General features: G+C 65.9%; 15 protein-coding genes and 1 pseudogene. 9 read left to right on the top strand and 7 right to left on the bottom strand.

Going from position 1 to position 11,366, the window contains the following annotated elements; all coding sequences use genetic code 11:
- Nucleotides 1-52 precede the first annotated feature (52 nt).
- The gene (locus ACFQGL_RS05890; RefSeq protein WP_377506517.1) at nucleotides 53-634 is read right to left on the bottom strand and encodes a DUF4760 domain-containing protein; all 582 of its coding nucleotides are present in this window, start codon (nucleotides 632-634) and stop codon (nucleotides 53-55) included.
- A gap of 14 nt (nucleotides 635-648) precedes the next feature.
- Here ACFQGL_RS05890 and ACFQGL_RS05885 point away from each other — a divergent pair, with 14 nt between their 5' ends.
- From ACFQGL_RS05885 to ACFQGL_RS05875, 3 genes are all read left to right on the top strand, one after another.
- A complete protein-coding gene (locus tag ACFQGL_RS05885; protein WP_377506514.1) occupies nucleotides 649-1,530 on the top strand; it encodes a restriction endonuclease in 882 nt (293 codons plus the stop codon).
- A 61-nt stretch (nucleotides 1,531-1,591) separates the two neighbouring features.
- Complete coding sequence (locus tag ACFQGL_RS05880) at nucleotides 1,592-2,245, top strand: hypothetical protein (protein ID WP_377506511.1); 654 nt, start codon at nucleotides 1,592-1,594, stop codon at nucleotides 2,243-2,245.
- A 97-nt stretch (nucleotides 2,246-2,342) separates the two neighbouring features.
- Nucleotides 2,343-3,605: a DUF6357 family protein gene (locus ACFQGL_RS05875; protein WP_377506508.1), complete on the top strand. Its 1,263-nt coding sequence runs from the start codon at nucleotides 2,343-2,345 to the stop codon at nucleotides 3,603-3,605.
- Nucleotides 3,606-3,743: 138 nt separating this feature from the next.
- Here ACFQGL_RS05875 and ACFQGL_RS05870 read toward each other — a convergent pair.
- The 3 genes and pseudogenes from ACFQGL_RS05870 to ACFQGL_RS05860 all read right to left on the bottom strand — a co-directional run.
- Nucleotides 3,744-3,974, bottom strand: a pseudogene (locus tag ACFQGL_RS05870) (DUF2625 family protein); the annotation flags it as partial.
- Nucleotides 3,896-4,207: a BTAD domain-containing putative transcriptional regulator gene (locus tag ACFQGL_RS05865; RefSeq protein ID WP_377506505.1), complete on the bottom strand. Its 312-nt coding sequence runs from the start codon at nucleotides 4,205-4,207 to the stop codon at nucleotides 3,896-3,898. The gene ACFQGL_RS05865 and the pseudogene ACFQGL_RS05870, both read right to left, overlap by 79 nt.
- Nucleotides 4,201-4,578: an AfsR/SARP family transcriptional regulator gene (locus tag ACFQGL_RS05860; RefSeq protein WP_377506502.1), complete on the bottom strand. Its 378-nt coding sequence runs from the start codon at nucleotides 4,576-4,578 to the stop codon at nucleotides 4,201-4,203. Before ACFQGL_RS05860 ends, ACFQGL_RS05865 begins: the two co-directional genes overlap by 7 nt.
- Before the next feature lie 641 nt (nucleotides 4,579-5,219).
- On the opposite strand from ACFQGL_RS05860, the gene ACFQGL_RS05855 reads away from it, so the two are divergent.
- A complete protein-coding gene (locus ACFQGL_RS05855) occupies nucleotides 5,220-5,627 on the top strand; it encodes a hypothetical protein (RefSeq protein ID WP_377506499.1) in 408 nt (135 codons plus the stop codon).
- Nucleotides 5,628-5,934: 307 nt separating this feature from the next.
- Nucleotides 5,935-6,390, top strand: coding sequence for a hypothetical protein (locus ACFQGL_RS05850; protein ID WP_377506496.1), 456 nt, complete (start codon nucleotides 5,935-5,937; stop codon nucleotides 6,388-6,390).
- Between the two features lie 275 nt (nucleotides 6,391-6,665).
- Here the strand turns inward: ACFQGL_RS05850 and ACFQGL_RS05845 are convergent, their stop codons facing one another.
- Nucleotides 6,666-7,043: a YbaB/EbfC family DNA-binding protein gene (locus tag ACFQGL_RS05845; RefSeq protein WP_377506493.1), complete on the bottom strand. Its 378-nt coding sequence runs from the start codon at nucleotides 7,041-7,043 to the stop codon at nucleotides 6,666-6,668.
- 187 nt (nucleotides 7,044-7,230) lie between these two features.
- On the opposite strand from ACFQGL_RS05845, the gene ACFQGL_RS05840 reads away from it, so the two are divergent.
- From ACFQGL_RS05840 to ACFQGL_RS05825, 4 genes are all read left to right on the top strand, one after another.
- Nucleotides 7,231-7,554 (top strand): hypothetical protein, encoded by a 324-nt coding sequence (locus ACFQGL_RS05840; protein WP_377506490.1) that lies wholly within the window; start codon nucleotides 7,231-7,233, stop codon nucleotides 7,552-7,554.
- Between the two features lie 5 nt (nucleotides 7,555-7,559).
- Nucleotides 7,560-8,054: a WXG100-like domain-containing protein gene (locus ACFQGL_RS05835; RefSeq protein ID WP_377506487.1), complete on the top strand. Its 495-nt coding sequence runs from the start codon at nucleotides 7,560-7,562 to the stop codon at nucleotides 8,052-8,054.
- Nucleotides 8,055-8,205: 151 nt separating this feature from the next.
- A complete protein-coding gene (locus tag ACFQGL_RS05830; protein ID WP_377506484.1) occupies nucleotides 8,206-8,673 on the top strand; it encodes a DNA/RNA non-specific endonuclease in 468 nt (155 codons plus the stop codon).
- Between the two features lie 12 nt (nucleotides 8,674-8,685).
- On the top strand, nucleotides 8,686-9,021 hold the full coding sequence (locus tag ACFQGL_RS05825; protein ID WP_377506481.1) for an immunity protein YezG family protein: 336 nt from the start codon (nucleotides 8,686-8,688) through the stop codon (nucleotides 9,019-9,021).
- A gap of 1,005 nt (nucleotides 9,022-10,026) precedes the next feature.
- Here the strand turns inward: ACFQGL_RS05825 and ACFQGL_RS05820 are convergent.
- Nucleotides 10,027-10,542 carry a hypothetical protein gene (locus ACFQGL_RS05820; RefSeq protein ID WP_377506478.1) on the bottom strand — a complete coding sequence of 172 codons (516 nt, stop codon included), beginning with the start codon at nucleotides 10,540-10,542 and terminating at the stop codon, nucleotides 10,027-10,029.
- Nucleotides 10,543-10,818: 276 nt separating this feature from the next.
- Nucleotides 10,819-11,142 carry a hypothetical protein gene (locus ACFQGL_RS05815; RefSeq protein ID WP_377506475.1) on the bottom strand — a complete coding sequence of 108 codons (324 nt, stop codon included), beginning with the start codon at nucleotides 11,140-11,142 and terminating at the stop codon, nucleotides 10,819-10,821.
- Nucleotides 11,143-11,366 lie beyond the last annotated feature (224 nt).

The raw sequence follows: 11,366 nt of genomic DNA, 5'->3' as shown, positions 1-11,366 counted from the left end.
CCGCACTCAAGCCGTTCCTCGACGGCTGGAAGGTCCGCGCACAGTTTCACGGTTACGCAACTTCATGCTGGCGCGACAACGCTTTCGTCGAACCGTCGTTCATGCCGAGTTCCGCGGGATAGCTGCCGAAGCGCTGCAGGTTGAACTTTCGTACGGCAGTGGCCCACGGGTTGTGCGTGGCCGAGTGGACCAGGTGCTCGAAATGGGACAGGTACGTCTCGCCGCGCTGGGCACGCTCGGCGAGGATGTAGGGCTCCAGGACGCGCCAGGCTTGCCGGGAACGGTAGCTGACCGTACCCACAAGGAGCCTCGGATCGACCGCCGCAAAAGCGAGCATCTGGCCCAGGCCGTTGTAGTACAGGGACAGCCGGACCACCTGGTGGCGGGCTTCGGCCGGCAGGTCACTGACGCTGACATCGGGTGGCGGGTGTCGGAGGGTGAGCTCATTGAGGACGAAGTCCTCAGCGCGAAGAAACTCGTCGCTGGATCGGTCTCGGGTCAGCAGCTCAATCGCGACGAGGGTCTGGTTGGCGGTCTGCGCCGAACGCAGCTGGCGTAACGCGAATACGACCGTCACGACAACCGCGATCGCAGAGCCGCACGCCGCGACGACATCCGCCAGGTCAGATATCACAAGCCCCGAGGGTAGTGGGTCGAGGCGAGCGTCGTTGGCTGCAATCGCGCACCTGGGGCCGGCGCGACCGTGGACGCACCGAGACCAGCGGCTGCCCCGCGACGGCACCATGTTCGGCTGGCGGCGACGCCGAGGCCGCCGCCGAGGTGTGGAGACGTCGGTCGCGGCCGTCGGCGGCGTCGACTCCTACCCCCGCGTTTCTACCCACCGACTGGCGCACCACTGAGGAGCTCGCCTGCGCTCACATGCGCTCCCTAGGCTTCGCCGATGCCCGGCTCACGGGCGGTAGTTGTGACGGCGGTGTCGACGCCGTTGCTCGGGACGCTGTGGCACAGGTCAAGATGCAGGCCCTTCCGGTCGGTGCACCCCCGGTCCAGCAACTGCGTGGCACCCGACCACACCTTGCCCATCACATCTTCTACTCCTCGTCCGGATACACCGCCGCTGCCGTCACCGCCGCTGCGGAGACCGGTGTCCATCTCTTCAAGATCGAACCGAACGGTACGGCACAGCCCGTGAACGCGTCGGCCGTCGCGCTGACACAGGCCGGGGTTGATGCGGACGGGCCGCGGACCATGTCCGCTGAGCAGGTCGTCGAAGAGTACGCCGACGGCGTGCGCGACCGGATCACGCGAGCGTTCAAGGCCACCGACCTCGCCGGAGCAAGCAACCGCGAGAAGTATCGGGGCCAGAATGCCCGGATGCTGGGCTACCTGGTCCAGGCGACCGAGAACCTGGAGAGCGGGCAGTCGTTCCCATCCGCACGGGCGGCAGCGGTGTTCTATCACCACACGGAACTCTTGGCCCAGGTCTGGTTCCAGGAGTTGGGCGTCCCATATCCCGCCGGTGAAGGCAAGGTGAGGAAGCCGGAGACGCTAGACGATTACTACGGCTGAGGCGAGCGCGCACAGCACGCCTATGCTCAGTGCAGCTTTCACACCTGAACGAAGGACGCACATGGCCCGCCCCTACCATCCCGGACCGAAGCAGTTCGTCTTCACGATCGGTGCTGGCAACGATCAACAAGTCTCCGTGGCCGACCCTCAGGAAGCCTACGTCGCGTTCTCGGCGTTCTTCCGGGGTCGAGAGTCTCACACGTACACCATCAAGGATGAACCGGCCAGGCAGAGTCTGGTGCTCATGCCCCGCCTGGGTGTGATCTCCCGGATCAAGGACGCGGACCAACCTCGGTCGGAACACCTCCGGGTCGACAGGCCCAACCGCTACCTTCCGAGCGCGATGCTGTTCTTCGAGAACGGATATGCCGGCCTCGACTACTTCGGCCAGTGGTTCTCCGACCTCTCCGACCTCGACGCGTCCCCGGAGACCCGCGGTGCCGCCCGCGCCGCCGCGATTGCGACGGAAGCAGCGGCAATTCAAGAAGTCGGTCGGATCTGGGCAGATTCGGGCATCGTCGACCCGAGCGACCAGTACTACGTCTTCTTCGACTCACAGGATGTCGACGATGACCGAGCCGAACGAGCCGAACTGCTCAAGTTGATCGAATTCCTCGGTCTCGAACGGGTCGACGCCCCGGCCGGGGCCGCCGGGGGCGAAGTCTGGGTGCGCACCGACCCACGCCTCGACGTCGAAAGTGCACGGTGGTCGTGAACAGTAGGTGCGGGGTGGGCTGCGACATCGCCGTGATACTCGCCGTGGACCCGAAGTGACCATGTCCAGCCGGTGCCGTTGTGGGAAAGCCTGAGCTATGAGAGACATCGTTTTCACGCGTAGCAGCGGCTGGATCCCAAGCGTGATCCGCGAGGACGGCGAGCTGAAGCTGATGCTCGCCGCCGGGGCCGACGCCAACCATGAGCCTCGCACGTTCACGTTCCCGATCGGCGAAGCCCATCTTGCGGTGATCCGGGAGGACCTGGCTAGACACCTGCTGCTGTGGAGTACGGTCCTGCCGCTCTGCGACGCCGCCGGAACCCGGGGCCGGCTCGATGAGAACGCTGCCGTCGCGCTCCTGGACCCGGTCCTGCTCTCCTCGCCCGCAGACGTCGACGCGCTCTTTCGGCGCATCCGATGGGACAGGAGCCGGCTCGTTGCCCATGGCGCCGCCATCGATCTACTTGAGCGCGGTCAGGTCTGCGCGGCTATGAACGCGGCGACGCAGGGGTCGAACGAGAAACGTGCTCAGGAGTATCACGCAAACCGCCGCCGCGCCGAGCGCGGAGCAGTCCTCGGGCCACTCGACGCTGAGATTCTGAGGTACACGGGTCAGTATCTGCATGGCGCGACGGTTCCAAGGCGTATGCCTGATGCCGTCGACCCCGCGCTGCTGCCCCAGGTCATGCGTGTGATCGCGACTGCGGAGCAGGCGTGCGCTGGGATGCGGATCGGCCTCGATCCGCGGCGGGGACACCGGGCCACGGACAAGCGCGACCGGGATCGGATGGCGGCGACGGTCGACGCGGCGGTGCGCCGCGCGTACCCCGAACTTGTCGATGACGCGGTGCGTACGGTGAGCTTTCTGATGTGCTCAGAGGCTGCGGACCGCTCCAGGAACACGCTGGTGGAAGACGACGAAGAGGCCGCCGAGGACCGCGCCGACCTCGGCGAGAGTGCGAGAAAGACGGCACTGTCGTTCACCGATGACAAGGGCGGCGAAAAGAAGTGGCTGCGGGACGGCCCTCGCACTGCCTCCGCCGAGTTCTGGGAGTTCGTCGCCGATCGCTCTGCCGCGAACAACGAAGTGTTCACCATCGAGGACGAGGAGATGGGAGAGGGCATCCAACTGCACTTCTACGCGAACTCCATCGCCCGGATCACGACGGTGCGACGCGGGGAAGCGGGGCCGGATCCGCAGTACCGGGTCGAGTACAGCCTGGTCGACGGGATCGGCGGGTACCGGAACCTGGTGAGCGCCTTCGTCCGCGGCGGCTGCGCCGCACTCGAACAGCACGGTCCCTGGATGTCGGATGTCGCCGAGTTCGAGCGCGCGCGTCGTCGGCGCGACGCCCGTTAGTGGGATTGACCCGAGCCTGCCCAACGAACGCCACGGTGACACCGTGTCCGAACGTCGACCAGAAAGGGCAGCTGGTCTAGAGGCCACCTCGCCTTCCCACCCCGGCCACCGCAAGCCCTCATAGAACTGAGTCATGGCACCGGTAAGCATCGCCTCCAACCAGTCGCCATACCCAAGCTCAAGATCCTGCCAAGCCAGATCCTCCGGGCCGAAGTAGTGCACCGTCGGCCTTACGCCCGGCTGCGCCTGCAACCACGCGAACTGCCCGCCCAGCACATCGACAGCGACGATCAGACGACCGGCCCCGGGTCCATCTCGGCAGCCACATCCGGAAGCCGGTCGTGCCCACCCCCGAGCACCCGAAGCCAACCCAGCGCCAGCAGCCGCCAACTCTCCTCCCGCAACGGGGCCTGCCTCGTCAGCACCTCCGCCTCCGCCACCGCCTTGGCGGCATCGCCGCAACGCAGGGTCACGTCGAGCAGCAGCTCTCGGGCGGCGAGCCGCAGCTCCTCCAGGCGCGTCACCTCCGCCTGCGCCCACGGCTCGGCGACGAACTCCGCGTACGCGGGCCCGCGCCACAGGTCGAGGCCGGCACTTAACACAGGCGGGCGCGGTCCGGGTCAACGACGCCGACCGACCGCGCCTCGGTGAGCATCGACTCGAACCGGCCGGCGTCGACCGCGTCGGCGGGCACCCGGATCGCGTAACCGGGCGGCGCGGTCACCAGGACCCGGGCCGGCGCCCGGCGCTCGCGGGCCGGTTCCAGCAATCGGCGCAGGTGCGAGACGTACGCCTGGATGGAGGCGATCGCCTGGGGCGGCGCCTCACCCCGCCACAGGTCCTCGATCATCCGACCTACGGAGACGACCTCGCCGCGGGCGGACAGCAACAGCGCGAGCACGGCACGTTGGCGGGGGCCGCCGAGATCGACCGTTCCGCCTCTGTCGATCTCGACCTCGAGCGGCCCGAGCACCCGTAACAGCATGACCCGGCCAATCCTAGCTCCGCACCTGGGCAGCTCGGACACTGCCCGATCTTGCCGTTGCCGTTGCTCGCAACGGAGGCTCCGATCAACTGCCAGACGCCGTCGTCCGCATCGTGGCTGACGAACAGTGCGGGCCGGCGCTTCTGGTCGAAGGACTCCGTGCGGCGATGGCCGGTGACGCGCTGACCTTCCTGGCCACAGGTGTTGCCGAGCGCTTCGCCTGTAGAGGGAGCGTGATCCCTTCTGCGGGGGAGGACGGGCGCTCTACCGCCAACTTTCATTGACTTATGGCTGCCATTCAGCGTTTTGCCGGTTGTGAGGTAGTTGGTCGTGTTGTAGATCGACCATATCCGCCCGGGTGGGGGCTACGGCTCCCGGCGTGGTTGGTGCTGACGCCGGTCTTGGCAGGGACCGGGCTGCTGGCCCCATGGTCGAGGTGGTCCGGAGAACACCGACAATCCGCAGCGCGGGTCCGTGGCTCCCGGCTTTGACCCGCGAAGATCGGAGTACTCATGACTGCCACCGACCCTGGCCGTACCTGGGTGGCCGCCCCGTCGCCCTGGGCCGTACGGGCCGCCTACGCTGTCCCGCTCTGCGTCCTGCCGTCCGCGGTCTGGCGACTGTCCCTCGTGTTCACCGACGACACCGTCACCACCTGGTACATGATCTTCTTGTCCGCGCTGTCGATGGGGCTGGCCCTGTCGACACTCGGGCTGGTACACCGTTGGGGACAACAGGTTCCGCACTGGGTACCGATGCTCGGAGGCCGTCCGATTCCGGCACGCCCCGCCGTCATCCTCGCGCTGACCGGCGGCTCGTTGCTCGTCGCCATCAGCGTGTACTTCGTCCTGAACCAGATGTTCCACTTCATGCCGCGCGGATGGGTCGGAGTTGACCACGACGAACCTGCACACCCGGTTCCCGGTTGGGAAGTGCTCCGATACTACGCCCCGCTACTCGCATGGGGTCCGCTCGTGATAGCCGTGGCCGCCGACTACCGACGGCGCGTCGCCCTGGTTCGAGCACCGGCACAGTAGCGTCTCGGGCTGCTCGCTGGGGCTTCGTCGCCCTGGGTACCACGAACCTGCTGGCCACCCGTGCCGGTTCGACTCCGCGGTCTGGATCGACGTACGGGGTCGTTCATGACTGGTGGACCGTCCGCGACGCACCACCATTTTCCGAGCCGGGTGAATCCTCCTTTCCCGGTGGTTGGCAGGCCGGACTCGGCATGGACGATCGCTGCACGGTTTCGCGCCCGAGGGGGAAATCCACGGGCCGATCGCGGCCCATCCTGCCGTCATTTGCTGCGCTCACGCGCCGCCGACGCCGGCTAGCATCTCGGCTATGACAGGCAGCGAAGCCCTGATACCCAACCCGGCTCTTCGGCCGTTTGAGGTGCTGGTCGGAGAATGGCGCACGACGGGAACGCACCCCATGGTGCCCGACACGACTCTTCATGGGCGTACGTCGTTCAGTTGGCACGATGGCGGCGCTTTCCTCCTCATGCGATCCGAGATGGACGAGAGCGAGATCCCGAGCGGGGTGGCGGTCTTCGGCAGCGACGACGCAGCCGCGACGTTCGTCATGATCTACTTCGACCAGCGCGGTGTGTCGCGGAAGTACGACGTCACGCTGACCGGCAATCAGCTGGTGTGGGCACGTGATGAAGCTGGTTTCGCGCAGCGCAATACGCTCGTCATCGACGAGGGCGGCTCCCGGATGGTCGGTATCGGTGAGATGTCTCGTGCCGGCGGTGACTGGGAGCGCGACCTCTCATTGACCTACGAACGGATCAAGTAACGGATCGGTCCGCCAATCACGCAGTGCCTGTAGGCAGATCGACCTGTTGAGCGGTAGACGAGGGCGCGTCAAGCACTCGACCAGCGGCGATACTCAACGCGCGTACATCGGCAGATCCGGATGGTTGTCGGCCTACTGACGCCGCCAGGTCCGACCATGCCCGCCGCCCCACCACCGGGGCCTCCCGCCACCAAGAGAACGACGCACCCCCCAATCGCGACCCGCCCACCGCAGGCATGGGGGTGATGCCTCGAACACCAGCGCCTCTGAGCTCACTATCGTGCCGCGCGAGCGGCGGCCTCCTGCTGGGCCCGGGTCATTGCGGCCACGAACGAGCGCATCTGCGGAACGGCCGCCTCCTGGATCTGCTTCAGTTGCGCCATCACCTCGGTGAGATCGACCGAGGGTCCACCGTGGCCGCCTTGAGCCTGCTGCTCGTCCAGGGCCGCGTTGACCGCCTCGACGATCGCGTTGGCGACGCGCTCCATCGGCAGCCCCTTCAGCCCCGGATCGAGAGTCAGCGAGGCGAGCCGTCCATCCGCACCCAACTCTGCCTCGACCCAGCCGTTCGCCGCGCTCGTTCGGACCGGCTCGGCACCGCCTGCGGCGACTTGCTGCACGGTGCCCGCAGCGGCGACCACCTGGTCCAGCATCTCCGCGAAACCCTCACTGCTCGGACGCATATCCGCTCCCTGTCCCTTCGTTCCCTTGAGCGTACGAACATCGACCCGTACGCCGCGACCCCCCGTGTGACCGTGCGAGACCCACTTTCATGGCTGAGACGTTGACGCCAGCCGATAGAGTCGTACCGCCAGAGTCCGTCACGCGATCGGGGAAACCGTGCCAGGCTTCGACGTGCAACCTGAGGCGATTGTCATCGCCGGCAACAACCTCGCCTCCACTGGCGAGGATTTTCTTGCGCAGTTGGCAGCGTTCGAGGCAGCCACCGCCGCCTACGACGGCGCCTGGGGTGACGACACCATCGGCACCTACATCGGCACCGCCTACAGCCTCGTGTCCCAATGGGCTCTCGACTGCTGGTGCACCGTCGCTGACGAACTGGCGGCCGCCGGCGACGACCTCGTCGGCGTGGCGGAAGCCTACGATCGGATCGAGGCCGAGGCCATCGCCGCGCTGAGCGCTCTCGGCGAGAATCTCGGCTGACCGGCATGGGGCTGCAGCTACCGGGCGAACTCGTGTCCATCCTCAGCATGCTCGGCTACGACTGGCCCACCTCGGACGAGGAGAAGTTGTTCCAGCTCGGGCAGCTGTGGGTGGAGTTCGCACCCAGGATGGAAGCAGCGGGTGCCGCTGCTCTCGCCTCCGGCTCGGCCTACTGGGACAACAATCGTGGCGAGGCGGCCCAGGCGTTCCAAACGTGGTGGAACGGCTCCGACAGCCCGGCGAACGCGCTTCAGCAGGGCATCCCCGGTGCCTCGCTTGTCGGGGCCGGGCTCATGGTCTGCGCCGGCGTCGTCCTCGCCCTCAAGATCCAGGTGATTGTCCAGTTGGCGATCCTTGTCGTACAGATCGCCCAGGCCATCGCGACCGCTGTCGCGACGTTCGGTGCCTCCCTTCTCGAGATCCCGATCTTCAAAATGATCACCTCACTGATCCTCGATCAGCTCATCGGCATGGCCATCGAGGCAGTGCTCAATGGTTAGAGGCCGAGGCAGACCAGGGAGCGGACGACGCGCGACTCCAGGCGGCGCACCCAACGCACGCGGACCGATCGGAGTGGCAGGGCGGGTCATCCCCGCCCCGCGCACACGGGTCCAGTTCGACGCCGGTCAGCCCGGGGCGTGGAACCGCGCGGTGAACCGGCGCAAGCTCCAACCCAACACCACCTACCGCGAACGCACCACCGGCTACACCTACAAGACCGACTCCCAGGGCCGGGTCACGCACTTCAGTGGCCGTCTTCAGTTGGTGGATGGAAACCGCAACGCCTACCAGCAGCGGGTCGTCGGCAAGCCGTTCCGCAAGCTGACCGACCAGGGCGGTCACCTGTTCGCTCACATCTTCCGCGGTCCGGGCGAGCGGATCAACCTCGTACCGATGGACTCCAACCTCAACCTGTCCGCCTGGAAACGAATGGAGAACAGGTGGGCGCGAGCCCTGGACCCAAACCATCCAACCCCCGGCGCCGGCGCCAGCCCGGTGCGGGTCGAGGGCCGGGTGCACTACGATCCAAACTCAGCGTCAACCCGGCCGACCGCGTTCACCATCACAGAACAAATAGGTAACGGGCCAAGACGCTCTCACCGATTCCGAAATCCATGAAAGGTGTCGTAAGTGCCCGACGGCCGTGACAGCGACATCATCACCAGGATCGGGCAGATCCTCATGTCGATCCTGCCCGACAACGCGGTAACGATCACCGTCAACGGCGAAGCCGACGTTGACTACGCCAACGCGGCTCTGGAGCTCCGGAGCCCCGACGGCACTGTGTTCTACTTCGGATGGGACGACAATCCCGACGACGCCGTCGACGAGATCGCGGACCTCCTCATCGATCTGCGGCAGGTGATGGCCGAAGACGGCAGCGAGCCCTGGTACGGGTTCACCATGGCCGTACAGCGGGACGGCACCTTCGAGGTCGACTTCTCGTACGAGCCCCCAACTGACTGACGCCCTCCGTGAACGGTTCGATAGGCGCCGTTGCGCCTATCGGATCGACGGACGTGTTGAACCGTGTCGGGTCCGCGGTCAGATCGCTTGGGCGAGTTCGTAGTGTCCGCGGGGTGGGCCGCCCGACCGGCTGCTCGCCCCGTCCCGGCGACGAGCGCACCGGACGCAGTTGCGTAAGCCGGGATGTCAATCGGGCCGACGGTGGTCAGTCGTGACAGGTCCCGATGTGGCGCAGGCGGTGGGCGGGTACCCCTTGATGGGGCCGAGTCCGTGGACGTGGCTGAGGTCGACGACCAGCCGCAGCGGCCGGTCATGCCGGATGGCCCGCACGACGGTGCGGCGCAGGTCGACCGCCTCATCGGCGTCGAGCAATCCGCGTCGTCGTATGACGAGGGTGCCGTCCGAACTGGTGTCGACGTCGACCGTGGCCGGCCATCGCGCTACCTTCCGCCACCTGTTGTCCCGAGTCGTCAGGTTGAGGGCCGTGCGGCTGTCGGTCGATCCACTGGTGCGAGTGTTCATCCGGTCAAGGTCAGATCACGAGCGCGGCCACGACCAGCCCCACGACCGCCGTCAGGCTCAGCGCCAGGAACACCCCGGTAAGGCGGTGATGGGCGTCGGGGTTACGGGCCAGTGGTTGCTGCAGCGCCGACCACGTTGTCGCGCCAACTCAGTCTCCATGAAGCGGACGTCGATGTAGCCGAGCCGACGGTAGAAGCCATGCCCTGTGATGCTCGCTCCGGCTTCCGTGTGGTCGTTGTCGGCTTACGGGCCAACGTACCCAATTGGGTACGCCCGAACGTGCACAGGTCCATAACGACGCTCAACGATCGATCTCGGACGTCCGCCATCCTGCCGTCGATCTGGCCATCAACTTCATCGAGGCTCGCTGGCGAGCTGAGTCAAGATCCTGATACTGAAGATGACTGTTTGGCGCCTGAGCCGCACCGCGCATCGCGCCAGATGAGCGCACCGATCAACCTACGGGGCCGCGACGTGATCAACCTATGCCCTGCCCGAACTCGGACCGGCACCATTCGTTCCACCCTCTAGCTCAGTGATTGGCGACGGGATTTCGTGATCACCCGGGAAGTACCTGCCCAGGTCGGCAAAGTCCGCCGGCTTCTCGCGTACGATCGCGAGAAAAACCGGCGTTTTCGACATTTCCTTGGCGACCGAGGACCAATCCCCACGTTCATTGTCCGGGAAGCGGTCGCCGACCCGCAAGGCATGATCAACCGCCCCTGCCATCTGGTCGGCCACAATGAGAGCACGATCAAGATCTTCACCGATGAGGTCCAACGGCTTCCGCTGAAAGATGTATGGTCGGAGATCCGGCCGCTGGAAAAGCATGGCGAGTCCGGCATCGTAGCGCTGATTCGCATTGTGAAGTGCTTCGTACCTGCTATACAGGTTCGCTATGTGCACCTGCTTCTGCAGCTTTCTCGTTTGCACGGATGCAAAGTAGAGTGCCAAAACGACGCCGACGAGACTGAGAGCTTGTAGGACGTTTCCGATCATCGTCATCCACCTATCGCGACTCGGATGCCCCTATAATATGGGCCGCTGTCAAGCAGTGCCGACTTATCAGCCGCGCAGTAATTTGTTAGACGCGGTGATGGATGCAATCTCGTCGGCAGAAGCGGATAGGCCATACCACCGGTGCCAGCTCGCTGGTAACGAAACGTCACGATGGCCGGCCGCCCGTTCCTGTGGGGCTCGCTGAATCCGCTGACCGGCTCGCGGGCGGTTGAAGGCTCGGACGCGCCTCCGCCGTCTGCAGGACGCTGTGCACGTTCAGCTGTACCTAGCTGTGCACCTTGACCCGTACGCCGACAGTCGTAGCCGTCGATCACCGCCAGCGCCTCGATGTGGCGCATGAGGAGCCGTCCTGTGCCGCGACCGGCGGCCCGGTGGGTCCACGAACATGGTGTAGACCTTGTTGCCGTCGCGCGAGACCGTGCCGGCGATTCCGTTTGCCTCTGCCACGAACATCTGTCGTTGGATGGCGAGTTCGTTGATGCGCTGCTCGGTGAAGTGGTCGCACATCCGCTCGATGACCTCCTTCGGATAGTCGCGACTGTTGACCTCACGCAGGCAGCGTTCGATGAGGCCCGCCACGGTGGGGGCATCCGCGCTGTCGAACCGTCTTATCGTCGCCTTCGATCAATCTCGCCTGCGGTCGGCGCTAGGACGCCTGGCGAAGCAGCGGTGACCCACGCAACGCTCGAGTGCACGGTGATCGACAGTCGCGGGTGGTCTCGTGGCGGACGGAACTTGAAGTTGCCATAGAGGACGTACGCGCTCACCGCGCTGCCGGCTAGCTTCGTGCATCTGGGCAGCTC

It is taken from the genome of Micromonospora vulcania (assembly GCF_042658605.1).
Lineage (GTDB): Bacteria > Actinomycetota > Actinomycetes > Mycobacteriales > Micromonosporaceae > Micromonospora > Micromonospora vulcania.
The sequence above is the reverse complement of the archived record's forward strand: the minus strand, read 5'-3'. Positions and strand labels throughout refer to the sequence as shown.

Excerpts from the sequence above, each read along its gene's own strand:
- ACFQGL_RS05880 (WP_377506511.1), top strand. The coding sequence starts at position 1,592 with ATGGCCCGCCCCTACCATCCCGGACCGAAGCAGTTCGTCTTCACGATC.
- ACFQGL_RS05875 (WP_377506508.1), top strand. The coding sequence starts at position 2,343 with ATGAGAGACATCGTTTTCACGCGTAGCAGCGGCTGGATCCCAAGCGTG.
- ACFQGL_RS05850 (WP_377506496.1), top strand. The coding sequence starts at position 5,935 with ATGACAGGCAGCGAAGCCCTGATACCCAACCCGGCTCTTCGGCCGTTT.
- ACFQGL_RS05845 (WP_377506493.1), bottom strand. The coding sequence starts at position 7,043 with ATGCTGGACCAGGTGGTCGCCGCTGCGGGCACCGTGCAGCAAGTCGCC.
- ACFQGL_RS05835 (WP_377506487.1), top strand. The coding sequence starts at position 7,560 with ATGGGGCTGCAGCTACCGGGCGAACTCGTGTCCATCCTCAGCATGCTC.
- ACFQGL_RS05820 (WP_377506478.1), bottom strand. The coding sequence starts at position 10,542 with ATGATCGGAAACGTCCTACAAGCTCTCAGTCTCGTCGGCGTCGTTTTG.